Origin of the sequence: Pseudoteredinibacter isoporae, assembly GCF_011602085.1 — a bacterium.
Classification (GTDB): Bacteria; Pseudomonadota; Gammaproteobacteria; order Pseudomonadales; family Cellvibrionaceae; genus Pseudoteredinibacter; species Pseudoteredinibacter isoporae.
On record NZ_JAAONY010000001.1, the window covers coordinates 1 to 19,867 of the forward strand.

The following is a 19,867-nucleotide window of genomic DNA, read 5'->3' on the forward strand; positions in this document are numbered from 1 at the left end:
ACTCCGCAAGTACCCACACGCATTGCTTGATTAACTTTTTAAAGTACCGACAGCTGCCAGAGCTTGTCGTTGCGATCGAAACCTCGTCTCGATCAGGGAGGCGTATTCTACACATCCCGTTGAGCTTTGCAAGTGTTTTTTTACATCTTTTCAAGTGTTTAGCGTTGTTTTAAACAATCATCAAACCTTGAATCACTTGCCTGAAAAGCTGTGCTTTTCTGCTCTTCCCCGTCAGGAGAGGCGCGCATTATACGCAGACCAAAAACCTTGGCAAGCCCTTTTGGGAGTTTTTTTTACAAAAACATTTCAGGGCTGTTTTTTGTAAACATTTTCGACCTTAAGCCAAGGTGAGCAAGGCATATTTTTTCTTACCCAAACGCACCAGAAAATAGTTTTCAAAACGCGCATTGGCAGAAGAAAAGATCTCAGCCCCACTCATGTTATCTTCAGCGCCGTAATCCTTACCGTTAACCAACAGCGCTCGGCGCTGCAAGGCATCTTTCACTTGCTTGCCGGAACCAGCCAACCCTGCCTTAACCAACAAGCTGGTCAGAGGCTCCTCCAAGTCAGCAGATTCGATCGCATAGCTTGGCAAGCCATCCTGAGCCAGTTGCTGATAATCTTCTGCAGACAACTCTCCAGCATCACCAGAGAATAAAGCCTTGGTAATCCTCTCCGCGGCAGCCAGCCCTTCCTCGCCATGAACCAGTCGAGTAACTTCTGTCGCCAGAACACCTTGAGCCTCAGGGCGACCAGCTGCCGCCTTATCTTTTTCTTCCAGCGCATCAATATCGCCAACAGGCAGAAAGGTAAAGTACTTGAGGAACTTGTACACATCAGCATCGGCCGTATTCAACCAAAACTGGTAAAAGGCATAAGGCGATGTCTTACCGGCATCCAACCAAATCGTACCGGACTCAGTCTTACCAAATTTGGTGCCATCCGCCTTTGTGACCAAAGGCAGCGTCAAACCATAAGCTTTACCGCCATAGCGGCGGCGAGTTAATTCAACACCGCCTATGATATTGCCAAACTGGTCAGAGCCACCGATCTGCAAGCTACAGTTATGGTGTTTATACAGCTCCGCGAAGTCGAAGGATTGCAACAGCGAATAGGTAAATTCGGTAAAAGAAATACCCTCACCCTCACGATCGATACGCTGTTTTACGGATTCCTTGTTGATCATATTGTTAACAGAGAAATGCTTACCAACATCTCGAAGGAAGCTCAGCACATCCATGCCTTGAGTCCAATCCAGGTTGTTAACAACCACAGCGGAATTGGGCTCATCATTAAATTCAATAAAAGCCGATACCTGCCTGCGCAACTTCTCCACCCAACCGGATACCGTCTCGGCAGTATTGAGCTTGCGCTCTTGAGCCTTAAAACTCGGATCACCGATCAAACCGGTTGCACCACCCACCAAAGCAATAGGTTTGTGGCCCGCCTGCTGAAAACGACGCAAGGTTAACAAAGGAACGAGACTGCCAATATGCAAGCTGTCGGCGGTGGGATCGAAACCACAATACAAGGTACGAGACTCAGCGGACAGATATTCCGGCAAGGTTTCCTCACCTGTCATTTGCGCTAACAAGCCGCGCGCCTTTAAGTCTTCGAGCAAACCCGCATCCACTTGAGACATATCTCTACCTTTTTGCATTTAACAGCAACTTCAATTGAACATCCAAGGCCCGCATTTGTCTTATGGCCTTATTAAGGGAGGCGCAACCTTACCCTATCCTTTTCGAAAAACAAGAGCCTTACCTCAAATGCCCACCGAATGACGGTTTTCGGGTGCTTAGTAGGGCTATTTTTGATATAAACACACAGCTTAAGACCAAGTTTTACTGTGCGAACATAAGAAAACACTATAAGTCGCTGAAAATATGAAAGATTTTTCAAAAACTTTACGCGGGTTTCCACTGCTGAACCTCGCCATCGCTGCTGGACTGGGTTTCGCCCTGGGCGCCGTCAGCTTTATGGGGGATGACAAAGCCGTCACGGAAGCGCCAACTGAAATCATCCAGGAAGCTGCGGAGCAACACGCTGCCCCGATGATCAATGTCGATGCATCTCCAGAAGTTGTTGCGCAAGTCAGCCAACTCATTGACGCTGAACAAACAACTCCAGAAGCTGTGGAACCAGAACCAATTGCCGTAGCCGATGCTGAAGCAGAAATTGAATGGCATCGAGAAACCGTCAAGCGCGGAGACAATTTGTCGCTGATTTTTAAGCGCGCCGGACTGAACGACAGCGATCTGCATGAACTTATCAGCAGCTGTAAAGAAGCCAAGCAGCTTAAACGCCTTCACCCAGGTCAAGCCATTGACTTCCACATCGCCGAAGGTCAACTGCAGGAACTGCGCTATCAAACCGATCAATTGAGCAGTGCCAATTTCCGCCGCGACGACGCCAGCTTTATTGCAGAAACTCTCACTAGAGAGCCCGACCTAAAACCCAGCTATCACGAAGGCACCATCAACAGCTCACTGTTCCTGGCAGGCCAGAACGCCGGCTTGAGCGATGCCCTGATTATGGAAATGGCGAACATCTTCGGATGGGATGTCGATTTCGTTTTGGATATTCGTCAGGGAGACAGCTTCCGGGTGATGTACGACGAGAAGTATCTGGACGGCAAACATATTGGTAACGGCCCGATTCTGGCCGCTGAATTTACCAATAAAGATAAAACCTTTAAGGCCGTGCGCTACACTCATGAGAATGGCAGCAGCCATTACTACACCCCGGACGGCGACAGCATGCGTAAAGAATTTTTGCGCACACCGGTTGATTTCGCCCGCATCAGTTCGCACTTCAATCTGCGCCGCAAGCATCCTGTACTGAACCGAATTCGCGCACACAAAGGCACCGATTACGCAGCACCTCGCGGCACCCCCATTCGAGCAGCGGGTGACGGCAAGGTCGTTCACGCCGGCCGCAAGGGTGGATACGGCAAGGCCGTGATTCTGAAACACGGTGGCGCATACAAAACTCTGTATGCACACATGAGCCGCTACGGAAAAGGCATTAAGAATGGTAAGCGCGTAAAGCAGGGTCAAATCATTGGCTATGTTGGCTCAACCGGTTTAGCTACCGGCCCTCACCTGCACTACGAATTCCACGTTAATGGCCGAGTTCGCAACCCGGTAACGGTTAAGCTTCCAAAAGCCCGCTCCATTCCCAAAGCGGAAGCCGAGCGCTTTAAAAAGTTAACTCAGCCCATGCTTGCCCAAATGGGCGACCTGCAAGCTGCCCGCCAGATTGCCAGCCTGGAAAAAACGCCTAACACATTATAAGAGGATAATATGAGCCGCGAACTGTATATCGGCCTGATGTCCGGCACCAGCGCCGACGGGCTGGACGCGGCTCTGATTGCCTTCGACTCACCTGACACACAAGCACTACGTTTCGAACTGATCGATAGCATCGAGTGCCCTCTTCCAGCAAACACCAAGCAACAAGTAACCGAGCTAGCCCTGAGCGGCCCCGATGAAATCCATAAAATGGCGGAACTGGACATCAGCCTCGCCGAAAGCTTTGCTGGCGCCTGCCTGGAATTATTGGAACGCCAGCAACTCAAGCCTGAAGACATCCGTGCCATCGGCAGCCATGGGCAGACCATCCGACACATTCCCCAAAGCAAAGAGCAAGGCGGCTATACCCTGCAAATTGGAGACCCCAGCCGTATTGCTGAAATGACCGGCATCACGACGGTTGCGGACTTTCGGCGCCGGGACATTGCTGCCGGCGGACACGGAGCCCCCCTGGCACCCGCCTTCCATCACGCCGCTTTTCAAGACGACCATCAGGCGCGCTTTATTGTGAACATTGGCGGCATGGCCAATGTGACGCACATTCCCGCCAAAGGCTGCGGTGAAGTCATCGGTTTCGATACCGGCCCGGGAAATGCCTTAATGGATGGCTGGATACAGACGCACAAACAGGAAGCCTACGATAAGAGCGGCCTGTGGGCAGAAGGCGGAAAGGTTAATGAAGACTTACTCACCAATCTCCTGGCGCATCCTTTTCTGGCACTGACCGCACCCAAAAGCACTGGCCGGGAGGCCTTTAATCTGCCCTGGCTAAAGCAACAACTGAGCGGGATTGAGGTCAGCCCTCAGGATGTTCAGGCCAGCTTGCTGGCGTTTACCGCTCAAACTATTGCTGATCAGCTTATCGCTCTGCACAAGACTTCAGCACAGCCGCGCGGAGAGCTGTATATATGTGGCGGAGGCGCTCACAACCAAGCGCTCATGAAATGCCTGGAGTCCAAGCTGCCGAACTTCCATATTAGTAGTACCGCCGAATTGGGTGTGCACCCGGACTGGGTTGAAGCAATCACCTTTGCCTGGCTGGCCCGCCAGTGCGTACATCAGCTACCCGGAAACCTTCCCAGTGTCACAGGGGCCAGAGGTGGACGAATTCTGGGCGCAATTTACCCGGCCTGAGAGGCTGCCGGGCAACAGAACAGGGCGCTTTTGAGGTCTTGTTAGATTGAGAAGGAAGAACCGCAACCGCAAGTCGCTGCGGCATTAGGATTGGTAATCACAAATTTGGAACCGGCCAGGCCCTCTTCGTAGTCCACAGTGGCGCCCATTAAGAAAGGGTAGCTCATAGCATCAACAATCACATCAACACCGTCTACTGATACTACAGAATCATCCTCTGCGGCCAGCTCATCAAAGGTGAAGCCGTACTGAAAGCCCGAGCAGCCACCACCCGTGACAAAGACCCGCAGTTTCAGATCCGGATTTGCCTCTTCTTCGACGAGAGTGCGTACCTTGTTAACAGCGCTGGGCGTTACCAGCAGTGCTTGTGGGGTGAACATTTGAGCTTCAGACATATCACTAACCTTTATACTTCGGCGACTATTATCCACTTAACCTAGAAAAACAGTCAACTATTAAGCCGCTGAAAGGACAACAAGGGGAGAGATATTGGGAGGATTTGGCAGCACCCTTACGATGCTGCCAGCAGCGATCAAGCTTCTACTGCGTGATCTTTGCTGCTTTCAACGGCCGTCAGGACGGCTTGTTTACCATCACTGTAGAGCAGGCTGCCATTTACCTGGGCACCTTTCACCATCTCAATCAGGTGATAGCTCACATTACCTTGTACGATGGCCTTTTCGGCCAGTTCGATGTGTTTACTGGAGTGGACATTACCGGAAACTTTACCGTTGACCACAATAGAAGGGGCACGAATTTCGCCTTCAACCTCGCCGCCATCCATTACTCGAACCCGAGCATCGCTACCATCTTCAGCAATAATGTTGCCTTTTACGCGACCCTCAATTTCCAGATTACCTTTGAAATGTAAATCGCCTACGATCTCGGTTGCTTTGGATATTAGTGTGGTTGAACCTGCCGCAAACGCCATTGGTTTTTCCTTTTTTGGAAACATGATTAGACTCTTACTCTTAGTTATGTGGAGTAAGAAGCGGCAGGCGCTGGCTTCAGGTTTGCTGCACTAGCCAACCAAACTTCTTCTCGACTTCAACAGCATCCCTACCGGTGGATTTAGCCACCAACTCAATGCGCTCTGGAGTGAAGCCTTCCGGCAATACCATTTCACCCGTCACGTTCTGGAAGTAGCGGAACCCCAGACGAATTCTGTCACCACTTACCTCGTTGGACAAATCTTTCAGCGCAAAACTGCGAACTACTCCATCCGGCTCGCGACCCACCACATTAAAACTGAGGTGGCCACGTAAATGACTGTGGTTGGAGGCCAGCTGCTGGACAACGAGTTTATACTGATAATGCCTTGGGGTGCCAGTGGCAATCACATCCAGAGAACCAATAGTGAGGCCTCGTTTGTTGGCCGATGGGGACATCAAGCCGCGATAAAAGCTGACATTCTCTTCCAGCTCGGCAATTTTCGCTTTCAGCTCGATGACTTCACCGCGCACATCTTCAGCAGCCTTGCGATCCACCTCGGAACCAAGAGAGAGATTGGCCACTTCCTGACGCAGGCCTTCGGCCTCGGAATTCTTGTTTCGCAGTTCAGAACGCAATTCATCCAGCTCGGCCATGGCGCTCGCCTGGGTGGACTGCATCTGATAACGACCATAGATGTAAGCTGCCAAACCGACGCATATCACCAGTACAGCGGTGACCAACTGCCCAGCGAACCGTTTACCCGGCTCGTCCTGAACAACGCGAAGTCGATATTGATAACTTCCTTTTACCACTGCCATATTCACCTCCAGTAGTACTACACCTGACTAAAGTAAGATTAGACGCCTGGCATCATCCTTGCCATTCGGCGTATCCCCTGCCCTAAGGCAGTAGGGCCACCTGTTCCAGCCCCATCGTTTCTTCAAAGCCCATCATCAGGTTCATATTCTGAACGGCCTGACCAGATGCGCCTTTACAGAGATTGTCGATCACCGATAGCACGACCACGGTGTTTCGCCCCTGGGGCTGATGCACGGCGATCTTGCACTGATTAGAGCCCTTCACCCAGCGAGTTTGTGGGCAGCTTCCTGCGGGCATCACATCAACAAAACTCTCTTGCTCATAACGTTCTGCAAACAAAGCTTGCAGATCAATCGCATCCGACGACGTTAACTCGGCGTATGCGGTCACCTGAATACCACGAATCATGGGCAGCAGGTGCGGAACAAAGGTCATTTCAGCAGGCACCGCTCCGGCAGCCTGTACTTCACGCAACCCTTGTTCAATCTCTGGCAGATGCCGATGACCGGCAACACCATAAGCTTTGTAACTATCTGTTACTTCGGCCATTAAATTATCGACTTTAGCCTGACGCCCTGCACCACTCACGCCGGAGGCGGCATTGGCAATCAAACGCGTCGGGTCAACCAGACCTTTTTCCAACAGCGGAATCAGCGCTAATTGGGTCGCAGTTGGATAACATCCAGGACAAGCAACCAACTGAGCATTTACGATCTGCTCACGATTTACCTCGGGTAATCCGTAAACCGCTTGTTCAACCAGTTCCGGGCAGGCATGTGCTTGCTGGTACCACAGCTCCCAGGTCGCAATATCCTTGATTCGAAAATCGGCCGATAGGTCGACAACCCGAGTGCCTTTAGCAATCAATGGTGCCATCATGCTCTGTGCAACACCGTGTGGTGTCGCAAAAAATACAACATCACAGCTTGCCAACTGAGCCACATCGGGCTCACAAAACTCAATATCGCAGCGTCCTCGCAAACTGGGGTATAAATTTGAAACCGCCACACCTTTTTCTGCACGGGAGGTGATCATGCTCACCTCAACCTGAGGGTGGTTAACCAACAAACGCAACAACTCTGCGCCGGTGTACCCTGTTGCTCCAACTATGCCTGCTTTGATCACGACTACCTCTTCTACCGCTATTGCTGTGGTGAGCTTGTTGGGACAGCATTGGCCGCCAGCGTCACCTATTTTTATCGTTTGCTGCGTTGCGGTGAACAGGCAAAAATCGTCTGCCTAACCACAAATTTAGTCCAAACCTGGCAAAGTGCAATGTTATAAGAGCCTGGACTAAACACAGCCAACTTCCAATTAATCGCTTATAATAAAACGCGACGCCTCAAAGCTAAAGAACCGGGGCGACAATTTTTCCCTCCAGGCCGCATGAAATAAGGGCTTAGCAAATCAAGATGAGCCAGCGAAAAGTACTCAAAAACAAGCTTTCTGCCGTGTTTAGAAGACGACTTAGCCGCTTCGCGGACAGCACTCGCCATCGACTTGCCCATATTGATGCTCTGCCCTTAATGACCCTTTTGGGCTTATTGAGTGGCTTATTGGCCGCTGCTGTGATTGTTTTGTTTCGCCTGGCGATCGACTTACCCAGTGAGAGTTTTTTCTCTGGTAAACAGTTTGAGGACCTGCCCGCCAGTGCTCGCTTTGCCCTGCCATTGATTGGCGCGGTGATTATCGGATTGTTTTTGCAGGCGCTGACGCCGAGCCATAGACAACTCTCAGTCGCGCACGTTCTGTCACGCTTGCACCATTTTCAGGGGCGCATGCCTGGCGCCAATATCATTGTGCAATTTATTGGAGGCTGCCTCGCTCAGATTACCGGGCAGAGTCTTGGACGCGAGGGCCCGGCCGTTCACCTCGGCGCAGGCATGGCCAGCCAACTCGGCCAGTTTTTAAAACTTCCCAACAACAGCCTGCGCATTCTGGTGGGCTGCGGGGTCGCATCCGCCATTGCTGCCTCGTTTGATACCCCCATTGCTGGTGTAATCTTTGCGATGGAAGTCGTGCTGATGGAATACACCATCAGCGGATTTATTCCCGTGATCCTTGCCTCGGTAGCTGGCGCGGCAATTTCCAAAGCGGTGTTTGCGCAAACCCTGAGCTTCGCAGGACTGGAAGGGCAATTGGTGAGTCTTTGGGAATTGCCCTATATCGCACTGGGCGGCATTGCCATCGCGCTGGCAGCAGGGTTGTTTATCAAACTGCAGCTGCTCACTCTGCAAATGAAGTCTCTGCCCATTGTTCTAAAAACCAGCGCGGCCGGATTGATTACCGGCGCACTCGCCATCTTCTGGCCACAGATTATGGGCAATGGCTACGACACTATTTTGAGTTCTGCCAATGGCGAGCTTGGCTTGCAATTACTGATCGCTCTGGTGTTCGCAAAAATCATCGCCAGTGCAGTCTCGGCAGGCGCCGGCATCAGCGGCGGTGTCATCGGCCCGGTTATGGTTATTGGCGCCTGTCTCGGAGCGGTACTTGGCCAACTCGGTGCAACTTTTTCACCCGTGGGCTCCACCAGTACCGAGCTGTACGTACTGATGGGCGCAACCGCAATGATGGCTGCCGTCCTGAATGCGCCATTGGCCGCTCTATTGGCGGTACTCGAACTTTCCCAGTCGCCGGACATTATTTTCCCGGCCATGCTGATGATTGTGGTAGCTTGCCTGGCGACGCGACAATGGTTCTGCCACGACGGTATTTTCCTCGCTCAGCTTCGCACCCAAGGCTTACCCATCGAAACCTCGCCCAGTCAGCAAGTCTTGAGCCGAGCCGGCGTACGCAGCGTTATGAGCGGACGCTGCCAGAGCTGCAGTACCAAAATTGATATCGAAGAAGCTCGCTTACTACTAAAACCCAAGCCCAACTGGCTCGTTTTGGACAGCAAGCGTCCGCTGGTGATGAAGGCGGCAGACCTGTCGCGCTATCTGGAAGAAGCCGAAGAGGAAATCAGCGAAATCGATTTACTCGCCATCCCCGGCAGCCGCCTGCAAGCTTGCCCTATCGATCAAAGGTCTAATTTATTTGAGGCAAAAACTAGCATGATTGAAGGCGAAGCCGAAGCCTTGATCGTAACCAAGCAAAGCCGTTGGCAAACCGTTACAATAGGGGTCATCACCCAAGAAGACATTAATAACTTCTACGGTTAAGTGATTGCCGCCGAGGGAGAGCTTATGCTTTGGCTGAAAGCCTTTCATATTATTGCTGTTATCTGCTGGATGGCAGCGTTGTTTTATTTGCCGCGACTGTTTGTCTACCACGCCATGAGCCAGGACAAAATCAGCCGCGAGCGTTTCGTCATTATGGAACGCAAACTGTATCGCGGCATTGCTACGCCATCCATGATTGCCACGATTATCCTCGGTTTTTGGACCGCCAGTTATAACTGGGCCTATTATCAATCCAGCCATTGGTTTTGGGGTAAGCTCGCCCTGGTTGCCTGTCTGGTGATTTACCATTTTACCTGCCGCCGTTTTATGCGACGACTTGCCGAGGACCGCGAAGAACGCAACCATATATTCTTTCGCTGGTTCAATGAAGCGCCGGTACTGCTCTTGATCCCCATCGTACTGTTGGTGGTATTGAAACCTCATTAACCCTCTTACATTTAACGAATCACTTTTCTTTCGAGAATTCAGGAATCCTATGAATCGTTCAGAACAATTGTTTCAAGAAGCCCAGCAATGCATTCCCGGCGGAGTAAACTCTCCGGTGCGAGCTTTCCGTGCCGTGGGCGGCACGCCAGTATTTTTTGAAAAAGCCCAAGGCGCCTATACTTTTGACGCCGATGGCAAACGCTATATCGATTATGTTCAGTCCTGGGGCCCAATGATTGTTGGGCACAGTCATCCTGAAGTGATCGCTGCGGTTATTGAAAAACTGCAACTCGGGCTGAGCTTTGGTGCACCCACCGAAATTGAAACCCAGCTGGCCGGGAAACTCTGTAATTTGTTGCCAGGCATGGACATGGTGCGCTTTGTGAACTCCGGCACCGAAGCCACCATGAGCGCCATCCGTCTTGCCCGAGGTTTTACCGGCCGCGATAAAATCATCAAGTTTGAGGGCTGTTACCACGGCCATTCCGACTCACTGTTAATCAAAGCCGGCTCCGGTGCACTGACCATGGGCGTACCCAGCTCTCCTGGCGTACCAGAGGCACTGGCGGAACATACAATCACCTTAAACTACAACGACATTGCAGGCGTTGAACAAGCCTTCTCCGAAATCGGCGAGCAAGTTGCCGGCGTTATTGTCGAGCCGGTCGCAGGTAACATGAACTGTGTACCGCCGATTCCCGGTTTTCTCGAATGCCTGCGCGAGCAATGCGATAAGTTTGGCAGCGTATTAATCATCGACGAGGTGATGACCGGGTTCCGAGTCAGCCATACCGGTGCACAAGGTCACTATGGCGTACAAGCCGATCTAACCACCCTGGGCAAGGTTATGGGCGGCGGTATGCCAGTGGGCGCCTTCGGAGGCAAACGCGAAATCATGGAATACATCGCACCTTTGGGCCCGGTCTATCAGGCCGGCACTTTGTCCGGGAATCCAGTCGCGATGGCAGCAGGCTTAAAAACTTTGGAGCTGATTTCAGTCGACGGGTTTTACGAGCCGATTTTCAAACGCACCGAAGCGCTGGTAAACGGACTGAAAGAGCGCGCCGCCGCCGCTGGCATCCCGTTCACCACCAACCACGTTGGCAGCATGTGGGGTGGCTTTTTCACGGAAGCAGAGCAGATTACCAACTTCCAACAGGTTATGGACTGTGACGGCGAACGTTTTAACCAGTTCTTCCACGGCATGCTGTCAGAAGGTGTTTATCTGGCACCTGCCTCCTACGAGGCAGGCTTTATGTCCGCCGCGCACACGGATGAAGACATTCAGGAAACCCTGAATGCCGCTGAACGGGTGTTTGCCAAACTGTAAGCAGCAAGATTGATCCCATAAAAACGGAACTTTAAAAATAAAAAAGCGAGCACAAGGCTCGCTTTTTTATTTTTGTTCTTTAGAACAGTTTATTGCGACAGCCTTCCAATCAAATCGATGGACTTATTGGAGACTTCAACAATTTTAAAACCCACCCAGTAACTACCTTCGGTATTAGCCGGGCTTTGCCACAAGCAATCCGCCACCAATGGGATGCTGTCTTCATTATCGATGGGCGTCGCGAGAACCAATTCCAATTGGTAAATACTTTCCGTTTGCAGCGGTCCTTCGCTCATAATCATCAAACCCTCTTCATGGATATTGACCAATTTACCCAGGGGCTCATCGTCAACACCATTTTGGGCGATGACCGCAATTTCTACGCGGCGACGCTCCAGCCTACGGCGATTCTCACTCACTTCAACTCTCCGTCGTTTCCTCAGCTTCGTTTTTTTCGGCCTTGGCATTGAGACTCTGGAAAATGTTTTCCAGTGCACGCTCAAAGAATGGTTTGGTTGCTCCGGAAATCACTTTTGCCTCACCCGACAACATTGCCCGGGCAAGCTCCAAACCGGTTTTCAAATCGACCTTTTTGCCTAGCTGATCAACCAGCATGTAGTGCAAGGTGGTTGAGTTATACCAGGCAACTTTTAAGCGCTTGCCATCGCTGAATTCAAACCAGGTACCAAACTCGATCATCTTCAAGCTATCGACCATGCGCAGCTCTTCTTCACTGACATTTTCGTCGCTAGGCTGGGCACCGGCTTTTTCAGCAGCCATGGTTTCCAGTTTAGAACGCATTGGCTCAGGTGCAAATTGCAGAGGCTGACTTTGCAATGCCATTTTCTGCAAAGTGTACAGTGCATCCAGAAGTTTGGTCGCCTTACCCTGATCATAGGCAATGGTGTCAAAGCCCTTGGACAGGGTTTCATACAAAGATTCGTGCATCTCCATCTGGCGAGCCTTGTCTTTGTCTTTCTCCTTTGGCTGAACACTCCAGATCACATCATCAACAACGTCCAACGCCGACTTCCACTGATCGGAATCCTTACCAAAACGCAAGAGAACAAACACCAGATAATCCGACCAGGGCTGCAACAACAGCAGCAGAACCGCGGACGGCAACTCGGTATTTTGGATGCGCTTGCTGATCTGATCATTCACCTGCAATTTTACTTCACGCAGTTTTTCCTCACCCTGGACTTTCTCCATGGCACGGCGTTCGATCAAATCCTGACGACGGGCGATCTTTTTGGTGTAACTGCTGAACTCCAACAGCAACTCAGCAAACAGACGTACATCGTTCTGAAATTCTTCCAGAACCCGAGAGACCACCGCTTTAATACGAGGATAAATATCGTATTGGGCGGTACCATCGTTACTTACCCAGCGAGTGCCGGCTTCAGCCAGGCTGTTTAACAATAAACGAGCCGGGTGATCGGTTTGCTCAAAAAAATCCGGATCAATAAAAGCAATCTTCAAGAACGGAGTATGCAAATAACTTAGCAACGCCTTAATGGCATTTGGCAAGTTATCGTCTGACAACATATAGTCAAACAGCATGCCGACCAGATCAATGATCTGCATATCATCGACATCAACTGCCTGGCCATCTTCCTCGGAGGCATCCAGCAGCTGACTGCTCAATTGCTGGGAAACTTCCGCAACACTTTGAATTTGTAACTGACCGGAGTCGGCTTGCAAGGTTTCACTGCGAATCAGTTCACCTTCGCCCGCATTAATACCCACCTGCAAATTCTGCAAGGCCTGCAACAACTGCGGCCCGCTGAACACGGCAGCACCGGCTTTTGCTGGTGCAAAACCCTGGGAGGATGGTGCAGCGGGCGTTTTCCAACTCGCGCTATAGCCTTCGTCGACGACCAGTGTATTGGTGCTCGGCGCAGGGTTTGCCCCCATTCCCATTGACGAAGAAACCGGTGTCGTGCTGTTGCGATAGGAATCGGTTGCCAGATGGTTTTGCAAAACTCGAATCGCATTGACCAGACTCTGCTGATACTGGGGTGATGGCATATTCGGATCAGGCGCCGGCGCACCGCCCTGAGGCACATGACCTGCACCTGCTCGTGGCAGTCGTACACCACCCGGATCTGCAACGCCTGCCGGACCCGACGCCATCGCCTCTGGCGCGCCTTCCGATAGCGCTTCTTCGAAGAATTCTTCCGGCTCTTCAACAACCTCACCCGCGGCGCCACCAGAAACACCAGCGCCAGCAGCCATCGCTGAAGAGTAACTGAGTTCACTCAATACGCCTTCTGCACTCAAGTATTCATTCAGTTCCTGATAAATGTCGTCGAGGACCGGAATAAAAATTTTGCTGAAGGTGCGATAACACAGAATTTTAATTTTTGTATCGCACTTAATAACCTGTAGTGTCTGGCGCAGCGACTCACAAAACTGTACGGGACTGACCGGATTTTTTTCCGGTGGCAGCTCACTGCCGCCTCTGAACTGACCCAATCGCATCGCCACCAGCCACAGACTCTCGCCATAACTGTCGGTAGCAGCATGATTGATTGAAGAAATGGCGATAGTCTCTTCCAAGTCTTCATTGTCGACAAGAGAGAGCATGTCCCGGGAGTATTTCTCCTCACCGGTTTGGGTATCCAGTTGGCCATTGGCGAATTTGATAAAACAACCAGCCAGGCATTCGCCGAACAGTTGTTTGATGGAATCGCCGCGCTTGCGGAAATCGCGCTGAACATCAAAGTACTGCATCTGTTCAGCATCTGTGGGGGCGTCGGTGGCGAATTCCAACAGTTGCTCATCCAGGCTGCTAAGGCAGTCTTCCATGCGCGGCTCAGCCTGAGCGATCACAATATCGCGGCAACGTTCCAGCATTTGTTTGATTTGACCACTGGTGAAAGGCGAGATGGCTGCCCCAGCAGGGTTATCATTACTCAAATTGCTCATAGTATTTGCTTCTTCTACGTCCTTGGCCAAACAAGCAAGGCTGTCAGCCTGTATCCGTTCAGACTGACCTACCTATTGAGTTTAGTCGAATTGAGCGCCATTGCAGCCATCACTACTATGTCGATGGCAACAATATCGATATTTTTTATTCGTTCTTGTCCAGTTAGCTCGCAGGCCCCATTCTAGCAGTATTAATAGGAATATCGAACTTGACCGCAGGGCGCACGGGGTTAATTGGGCAGGCGTCTCAGCAAATCCTCAAATTCCCGCCTCTTGGCTCCAGCTGGCAAATAGCGCAATCCACGCTGGGCGAAAACCCGCGCCTGCGCATAATCGCTCTGAGCCGCATAGCTGCGAGCCAAAACCATCAGCAGCTCGGAAGAGGTACGCGCGATACGCAAGCCTCGCTCAGCACTGGCAATGGCCGCATCGTAATCCCCGGCCGAAAACGCCTTTTGGGCCGAATTCAACAGGCTTTGGGCGGCAGCGGGTAACGCTGCGGACTGCTGACGCTCGCGAATGGGGACAGGCTGTTGAGGCGGCTGAACTGGGCGCTGATTGGCCTCGTCTGCTCTCCCTGCCGGCCGGCTTCCCATCGATGTTTGGGGCTCCTGCGGAGCAGTGCTTGGCGCGGGTACAGACACCCTTCCCCCTCTTACGTCTTCCTGAGGGGCTGGCGGCTGACTGGCGCAGGCACTAAGAATTAATGAGATGCTCAGAGCGATCAGGCTCCTGGACATTTATGTTCTCCTTATCATTGTAACGGGCCGAACCTTAATCCCGGCCAAATAAGCGCTCCCACCAACTGCGGCGTTTGGGTTGGCGCGGCTGGCAGTATAGTTGCTCTACCGGCTGTTGACCGGCAATGAAGGGCAATTCAATCGCCCCCGGGCACTCGGCCTGGCTGAGCTTGCCGGTGGCAACATCAATCCAGTGGTATTCCACCCCCAGAGGTGGCTGGGCCACCAGCGACTGAGTCGGTATCTTCGAGAAGATATCGCTCCATACACGCAGGGCGCCACTGGAACCGGTCAATGGTGTGGTGCCGTTATCATCCCGGCCCAGCCATACCACCGCCAGGTGAGAGCCACTGAAACCGGCGAACCAACTATCCCGTTGATTGTTGGTGGTCCCGGTTTTCCCGGCCACCTCAAGATGCTGAGGCAGCTCTTTATAAGCTGTGCGGCCACTGCCGATACGCATCGCCGCCTGTAACGCAAACTGGGTCAGGTACACCGAATCCGCCGAAAAGCGCTGCTCAACCTGCAATGGATAGCGCTTCAGAGGTTGGCCACCACTTGAGGTCACTTCTCGGATGGCGCGAATCGGAGAATGAATCCCCTCATTCGCCAAGCTGTGATAGAACGCTGAGACGTCCATGGGAGATAATTCCACCGCGCCCAATAACACAGCAGGCACCGGAGGCAGTTCTTTTTCAATCCCCAGACGGTGAATGGTGTTAAAGACATCGGCCAGCCCGACCTGCATTCCCAAGCGGGCGGCGGCCTGATTATAGGATTTGGCCAGAGCCTCATAGAGCATGACTTCGCCATGGCTCTTGCGATCAAAATTGCGCGGCTGCCAAATGCTGTTTTCCGGGGTTTTCACTTTCACAGTGGCATCGCTGATACGCGTTGCCAGACTGTATTCGGCGCTGCGATTAAGCGCTGTGAGGTAAATCGCGGGTTTCAGCAAAGAACCCACCGGGCGCTTCGCGTTTAAGGCGCGATTGAACCCCCCGGCACTGCTGTCACGACCACCTACCAACGCCAGAACTTCAGCGGAACCCACTGCCGTTACGACCACAGAGCCCTGAAGGCTTTTCTTTTTCATGCCGTAATAGCGTTCCAGGAATGCCGCCTTGTTATTCAAACTGCTCTCGGCCTGACGCTGAATCGATGGCGACAGACTGGTAAAAATTCGCAAACCCTCACTGCGCAAATCGTCTTCCTGATAATCGCGTTTTAACTGCGCTTTCACCAGCTGCAAGAAAGCCGGGTAACGTTGAGAGGGACGTGAGCCTGCCTTGATCACACCCAGACCTGCTTTGCTCGCGCGCCTGTATTCCTTATCGCTGATCAGTTGCTGTTGCAACATCAGCTTCAACACCAGATTCCTCCGCTTCAACGCCCGTTTGGGATTGCGCCAGGGGTTATAGTAAGAAGCCCCTTTCACCATACCGACCAGAAGGGCCAATTGCTCAAGCTTTAATTCCTTCAGAGGCTGACCAAAGTAGTGGCGGGAAGCGAGGGCGAAACCGTGGATACCGCGCTTGCCACTCTGACCGAGATAAACCTCGTTAATGTAGGTTTCCAGGATCTCGGACTTGCTGTAACGCAGCTCCAACAGCACCGACATCAAGGCTTCCTGCGCTTTGCGCTGCAAACTGCGCTCGTGATTCAGATAGAAGTTCTTCACCAGCTGCTGGGTCAGCGTGCTGCCCCCCTGTACCGCGCTGCCGGCCTTGTAGTTGGCCAGCGCAGCACGGGCAATACCTTTCAGTGAAATACCGAAGTGATGGGCGAAGTTGCGATCTTCCACCACGATCAAGGCCTCACCCAGCAAATGGGGCACATCAATCAATCGCAGGAGTTCCCTATCTTCATTATGGCTGGGGTATATGCCCGCAATTTCCAAAGGCTCCAGACGCAACAGATCCAAAGCCTTGCCATTCATACTTTGCAGTTCGCTAATACGGCCGTCCTGCAATTTGAGTTTGATCTTGCGAGCCGGTTCGTCGCCATCCCAGAACACGAAGCCCCGGCTGTAAATCTGCCAGTCATTGCCCCACTGCACCACGTCTCCTGGCTGCCCGAGACGCTTGACTGAACGATACCCCAGCTGCTTGAGTTCGAACTTCAAATCACCCTGCTTGAGCTCCTGACCGAGGTAGAGTTCCAGCGGGCGCGCATACACCTTGGCCGGCAAAGCCCATTTGCGGCCATCAAATTTACTGCGGATGGTATGGTCCAGATAAAGCAGGTAAACCCCGAACACCAGAGCCATGAAAAAGAAGAGTTTGAACCACCAGCGCCGGTAAAAGGGCTTGGCTGGGGCTTTTTTTGCCTTGCGTGCCATCAATTGCCTTAAATCTTATTCCTTGCAGGCTTTAACAGCAGGCACGAAATGCGCATAATAGCGCCCTTTTGCGAGCTGATTAGCAAGGTATTTGAATGAGTCATTACCACATCTATGGCCTGGGCGCCGCACTGGTCGACACTGAGATCGAAGTAAGCGATCAGGACCTTACCCAATGCGGTGTCGAAAAAGGCCTTATGACCCTGGTCGACGAAGATAGGCAACATCAACTGATGGAGCAGCTATCTGGCCACTTGGTGGCCTCGAAGCGGGCCTGTGGTGGATCTGGTGCAAATACTATCATTGCGGCCAACTATTTCGGAGCAAAAAGTTTTTACTCCTGCCGCGTAGCCGATGATGATACCGGCCGCTTCTTCACCCAGAGCCTCCAACAAGCTGGCGTCGATTTTTCCAGCAACACCTGCTCGGAAGAAGGCATCAGCGGTAAGTGTCTGGTTATGATCACCCCAGACGCTGAACGATCCATGAATACCTTTTTGGGCGTCAGTGCAACAGTTTGCGATCAACAACTGGACCACGATGCAATCAAGCAATCTCAGTGGGTTTACATCGAAGGCTATCAAGTCAGCTCACCGAGCGGTAAAGCCGCCGCTATTGAACTGCGCGATGTCGCCACTGCCGCTGGCGTAAAAACCTCTTTGAGTTTGTCCGACCCTGCCATGGTGGAATTCTTCCACGACGGCCTGGTTGAAATGATTGGTGAAAAAGTGGATCTGCTGTTCAGCAATGAAGCCGAAGCCATTCACTTTACTCGCAGTTCAAACGTGAGCGAAGCTGCGCAGGCCTTGCGCCAGTATGCCAACACCTTTGTCATCACTCTGGGCGCCAAAGGCGCCTTGATTTGGGATGGTGAAAAAGAAATGACCGTTGCCGCCCCGAAGGTGGAAGCGATCGACAGTAACGGTGCAGGCGATCTGTTTGCCGGTGCTTTCCTGTACGGACTAAGCCAGGGCTGGGACTACCAACGCTGTGGCGAGCTGGCCAGCCTTGCAGCTTCCACACTGGTTACTCAGTTCGGCCCACAACTGCGTGAAGAACAATACGCTGAGCTATTGGCACAGGTTTAAACTTCCCACCCGCTTATTTGATTTGCGCCCTCGCCCACTGCCGTTCAAGTAGACGACGTTGGCGGGGTGCAGACTCACAACTCAAAGCTCGCTGAAATTCCTGCTCAGCATCAGCCATTTTATTTTGCGCAATCAGTATCTGCATCCGCGCGGCATAGAAGCCGGAATGTTGTTCCAAAGCCACCTCCAAGTCGCACAGAGCTTCCCATATTTTTTCCGCCGGCTCTCCGGAATAAAAACGCGCCATGGTCTGATTCAGTTTCGGCACAGGAGATGCCTGCTGGCGAATTAACAACTCATAGAGATAAATAATTTGCGGCCAATCGGTTTCTTCCCAGGATTCAGCTTGCGAATGAAGCATTTGAATGGCTGCTTGGATTTGCATGGGACCAAGCTCTTTCAGAGCCAAGGCTTTTTGCAACAGAATATCCGCTTGCCGAATGGCTTTTTTATCCCACAACCGTCGATTCTGCTCGGACAAACGCTTGATGTCCTGATCATCACCCTCACCTATCCGTCTCGCCAACACGGCCATGATCAATGCCTGCAACCCCATCGCTTCAGGGCTATCCACTTCCTTACGCAACAACATCAACAATTCAATCGCCTGCTGCAAAAGCGATTCACGCTGGGAAGCCTGCAATTCAATGCCGTGATTGAACATTAAATAAATCATCGAACGGATGTGTCCCTGACGGGAGAACAGCAAATCTCGCCCGGGCACTTCCATGGGAATCTTGGCTTGCTTGATTTTCAGTTTGGCTCGGCTCAGGCGACGTTGCACAACCGCATCGGACAACATCAACTGGCTGGCAATTTCTCGATAGTTCAAACCACCCAACAATTGCAGGAGCAATGCCAGCTGACTGGTCTCATCAATCGCCGGATGACAACAACAAAAAATCAATGCCAGGCGCTGATCACTTTCAGCCTCCTCTGCTTGCGAGGATTCATTCTCACTGGATTCCAGCAAGCTTTGATTGCCATCCTGGATACGCCCCTGCTGGCGCCAGTGATCCAGCAAACGACAACGGGCAACATGTAACAGCCACGCTCCGGGTTTGTCAGGCAAACCCTGCTCTGGCCATTGCTGCCAAGCTTGGCCCAGAGCTTCCTGCAAAGCATCCTCGGCCAATTCAATGTCACCACATTGTCGTGCAAGTGCCGCAAGAATTCTGGGTGACTCGTTTTTTAACAATGTCACCCATTGAATGTCGGCCGTTGAATCCAGATTAGTCATCAAAAGCCATAATCGGGCGCACTTCAATACTGCCGTAACGAGCCGTCGGAATTTGCTTCGCCCAGGACACGGCTTCCTCTAGATTTTCACACTCGAACAGGTAATAGCCCCCGAGTTGCTCTTTGGTTTCCGCAAAGGGCCCGTCGCTCAGCAACAGCTCACCTTCACGCATGCGTACAGTGGTTGCCGTATTGGTGGGCTCCAGAGGATTACCCCCAAGCATGACACCAGCAGCCATAGCCTTCTCCGTAAAGGCACGGTACTCACCGAAAAGTTGCTCCATGGGTACATCATCAAAAGTTTCATCGCTGTAAATCAATGCGAGGTATTGCATGTCTTACTCCTTGTATCGTGAAAACCGGCTGGACCGGCACAGGTTTCAGCGGGCG

General features: G+C 52.0%; 17 protein-coding genes. 6 read left to right on the plus strand and 11 right to left on the minus strand.

The genetic code is table 11. From position 1 onward, the window contains the following. Positions 1–337: 337 nt before the first annotated feature. On the minus strand, positions 338–1,642 hold the full coding sequence (gene tyrS, locus G8768_RS00005) for a tyrosine--tRNA ligase (RefSeq protein WP_166853257.1): 1,305 nt from the start codon (positions 1,640–1,642) through the stop codon (positions 338–340). Positions 1,643–1,886: 244 nt separating this feature from the next. Between tyrS and G8768_RS00010 the strand changes: the two genes are divergently transcribed. Further along, positions 1,887–3,296: an OapA family protein gene (locus G8768_RS00010; protein WP_243749334.1), complete on the plus strand. Its 1,410-nt coding sequence runs from the start codon at positions 1,887–1,889 to the stop codon at positions 3,294–3,296. A gap of 9 nt (positions 3,297–3,305) precedes the next feature. Next, a complete protein-coding gene (locus G8768_RS00015) occupies positions 3,306–4,448 on the plus strand; it encodes an anhydro-N-acetylmuramic acid kinase (protein ID WP_166853255.1) in 1,143 nt (380 codons plus the stop codon). A gap of 41 nt (positions 4,449–4,489) precedes the next feature. Here the strand turns inward: G8768_RS00015 and erpA are convergent, their stop codons facing one another. From erpA to argC, 4 genes are all read right to left on the minus strand, one after another. Then, positions 4,490–4,843: an iron-sulfur cluster insertion protein ErpA gene (gene erpA / locus G8768_RS00020; protein WP_166853254.1), complete on the minus strand. Its 354-nt coding sequence runs from the start codon at positions 4,841–4,843 to the stop codon at positions 4,490–4,492. A gap of 137 nt (positions 4,844–4,980) precedes the next feature. Continuing rightward, entirely contained in the window at positions 4,981–5,403 is a 423-nt protein-coding gene (locus G8768_RS00025; protein WP_166853251.1) for a bactofilin family protein, read from the minus strand. Positions 5,404–5,455: 52 nt separating this feature from the next. After that, a complete protein-coding gene (locus tag G8768_RS00030; RefSeq protein ID WP_166853249.1) occupies positions 5,456–6,199 on the minus strand; it encodes a DUF6776 family protein in 744 nt (247 codons plus the stop codon). Between the two features lie 82 nt (positions 6,200–6,281). Further along, positions 6,282–7,325, minus strand: coding sequence for an N-acetyl-gamma-glutamyl-phosphate reductase (gene argC / locus G8768_RS00035; RefSeq protein ID WP_166853247.1), 1,044 nt, complete (start codon positions 7,323–7,325; stop codon positions 6,282–6,284). 287 nt (positions 7,326–7,612) lie between these two features. Between argC and G8768_RS00040 the strand changes: the two genes are divergently transcribed. From G8768_RS00040 to hemL, 3 genes are read left to right on the plus strand one after another with little or no spacing between them, the layout of a single operon-like run. Beyond that, positions 7,613–9,364, plus strand: coding sequence for a chloride channel protein (locus G8768_RS00040; RefSeq protein WP_166853245.1), 1,752 nt, complete (start codon positions 7,613–7,615; stop codon positions 9,362–9,364). Positions 9,365–9,388: 24 nt separating this feature from the next. Then, on the plus strand, positions 9,389–9,811 hold the full coding sequence (gene hemJ / locus G8768_RS00045) for a protoporphyrinogen oxidase HemJ (RefSeq protein ID WP_166853243.1): 423 nt from the start codon (positions 9,389–9,391) through the stop codon (positions 9,809–9,811). A 49-nt stretch (positions 9,812–9,860) separates the two neighbouring features. After that, a complete protein-coding gene (gene hemL / locus G8768_RS00050; protein WP_166853241.1) occupies positions 9,861–11,141 on the plus strand; it encodes a glutamate-1-semialdehyde 2,1-aminomutase in 1,281 nt (426 codons plus the stop codon). An 89-nt stretch (positions 11,142–11,230) separates the two neighbouring features. Here the strand turns inward: hemL and G8768_RS00055 are convergent, their stop codons facing one another. From G8768_RS00055 to mrcB, 4 genes are all read right to left on the minus strand, one after another. Beyond that, positions 11,231–11,560 carry a PilZ domain-containing protein gene (locus tag G8768_RS00055; RefSeq protein WP_166853239.1) on the minus strand — a complete coding sequence of 110 codons (330 nt, stop codon included), beginning with the start codon at positions 11,558–11,560 and terminating at the stop codon, positions 11,231–11,233. A 1-nt stretch (position 11,561) separates the two neighbouring features. Further along, on the minus strand, positions 11,562–14,072 hold the full coding sequence (locus G8768_RS00060) for a DUF1631 family protein (RefSeq protein ID WP_243749335.1): 2,511 nt from the start codon (positions 14,070–14,072) through the stop codon (positions 11,562–11,564). 230 nt (positions 14,073–14,302) lie between these two features. Next, on the minus strand, positions 14,303–14,812 hold the full coding sequence (locus G8768_RS00065; RefSeq protein ID WP_166853237.1) for a tetratricopeptide repeat protein: 510 nt from the start codon (positions 14,810–14,812) through the stop codon (positions 14,303–14,305). A 34-nt stretch (positions 14,813–14,846) separates the two neighbouring features. Then, positions 14,847–17,150 carry a penicillin-binding protein 1B gene (gene mrcB / locus G8768_RS00070; RefSeq protein ID WP_166853235.1) on the minus strand — a complete coding sequence of 768 codons (2,304 nt, stop codon included), beginning with the start codon at positions 17,148–17,150 and terminating at the stop codon, positions 14,847–14,849. Positions 17,151–17,245: 95 nt separating this feature from the next. On the opposite strand from mrcB, the gene G8768_RS00075 reads away from it, so the two are divergent. After that, entirely contained in the window at positions 17,246–18,238 is a 993-nt protein-coding gene (locus G8768_RS00075; protein ID WP_166853234.1) for an adenosine kinase, read from the plus strand. A 13-nt stretch (positions 18,239–18,251) separates the two neighbouring features. Here the strand turns inward: G8768_RS00075 and G8768_RS00080 are convergent, their stop codons facing one another. Both G8768_RS00080 and G8768_RS00085 read right to left on the minus strand, forming a co-directional pair. Then, on the minus strand, positions 18,252–19,478 hold the full coding sequence (locus G8768_RS00080; protein WP_166853232.1) for an RNA polymerase sigma factor: 1,227 nt from the start codon (positions 19,476–19,478) through the stop codon (positions 18,252–18,254). Next, on the minus strand, positions 19,471–19,812 hold the full coding sequence (locus G8768_RS00085) for a YciI family protein (RefSeq protein WP_166853230.1): 342 nt from the start codon (positions 19,810–19,812) through the stop codon (positions 19,471–19,473). The genes G8768_RS00080 and G8768_RS00085 overlap by 8 nt, the downstream gene beginning before the upstream one ends. Between the last annotated feature and the right edge of the window lie 55 nt (positions 19,813–19,867).

What these genes read in the sequence shown, in the direction of transcription:
- G8768_RS00080 (WP_166853232.1), bottom strand. Translation starts at nt 19,478, where the DNA reads ATGACTAATCTGGATTCAACGGCCGACATTCAATGGGTGACATTGTTA.
- G8768_RS00010 (WP_243749334.1), top strand. Translation starts at nt 1,887, where the DNA reads ATGAAAGATTTTTCAAAAACTTTACGCGGGTTTCCACTGCTGAACCTC.
- G8768_RS00065 (WP_166853237.1), bottom strand. Translation starts at nt 14,812, where the DNA reads ATGTCCAGGAGCCTGATCGCTCTGAGCATCTCATTAATTCTTAGTGCC.
- tyrS (WP_166853257.1), bottom strand. Translation starts at nt 1,642, where the DNA reads ATGTCTCAAGTGGATGCGGGTTTGCTCGAAGACTTAAAGGCGCGCGGC.
- G8768_RS00015 (WP_166853255.1), top strand. Translation starts at nt 3,306, where the DNA reads ATGAGCCGCGAACTGTATATCGGCCTGATGTCCGGCACCAGCGCCGAC.
- G8768_RS00060 (WP_243749335.1), bottom strand. Translation starts at nt 14,072, where the DNA reads ATGAGCAATTTGAGTAATGATAACCCTGCTGGGGCAGCCATCTCGCCT.
- mrcB (WP_166853235.1), bottom strand. Translation starts at nt 17,150, where the DNA reads ATGGCACGCAAGGCAAAAAAAGCCCCAGCCAAGCCCTTTTACCGGCGC.
- G8768_RS00025 (WP_166853251.1), bottom strand. Translation starts at nt 5,403, where the DNA reads ATGTTTCCAAAAAAGGAAAAACCAATGGCGTTTGCGGCAGGTTCAACC.
- erpA (WP_166853254.1), bottom strand. Translation starts at nt 4,843, where the DNA reads ATGTCTGAAGCTCAAATGTTCACCCCACAAGCACTGCTGGTAACGCCC.
- G8768_RS00075 (WP_166853234.1), top strand. Translation starts at nt 17,246, where the DNA reads ATGAGTCATTACCACATCTATGGCCTGGGCGCCGCACTGGTCGACACT.
- G8768_RS00085 (WP_166853230.1), bottom strand. Translation starts at nt 19,812, where the DNA reads ATGCAATACCTCGCATTGATTTACAGCGATGAAACTTTTGATGATGTA.
- G8768_RS00040 (WP_166853245.1), top strand. Translation starts at nt 7,613, where the DNA reads ATGAGCCAGCGAAAAGTACTCAAAAACAAGCTTTCTGCCGTGTTTAGA.
- hemL (WP_166853241.1), top strand. Translation starts at nt 9,861, where the DNA reads ATGAATCGTTCAGAACAATTGTTTCAAGAAGCCCAGCAATGCATTCCC.
- hemJ (WP_166853243.1), top strand. Translation starts at nt 9,389, where the DNA reads ATGCTTTGGCTGAAAGCCTTTCATATTATTGCTGTTATCTGCTGGATG.
- G8768_RS00030 (WP_166853249.1), bottom strand. Translation starts at nt 6,199, where the DNA reads ATGGCAGTGGTAAAAGGAAGTTATCAATATCGACTTCGCGTTGTTCAG.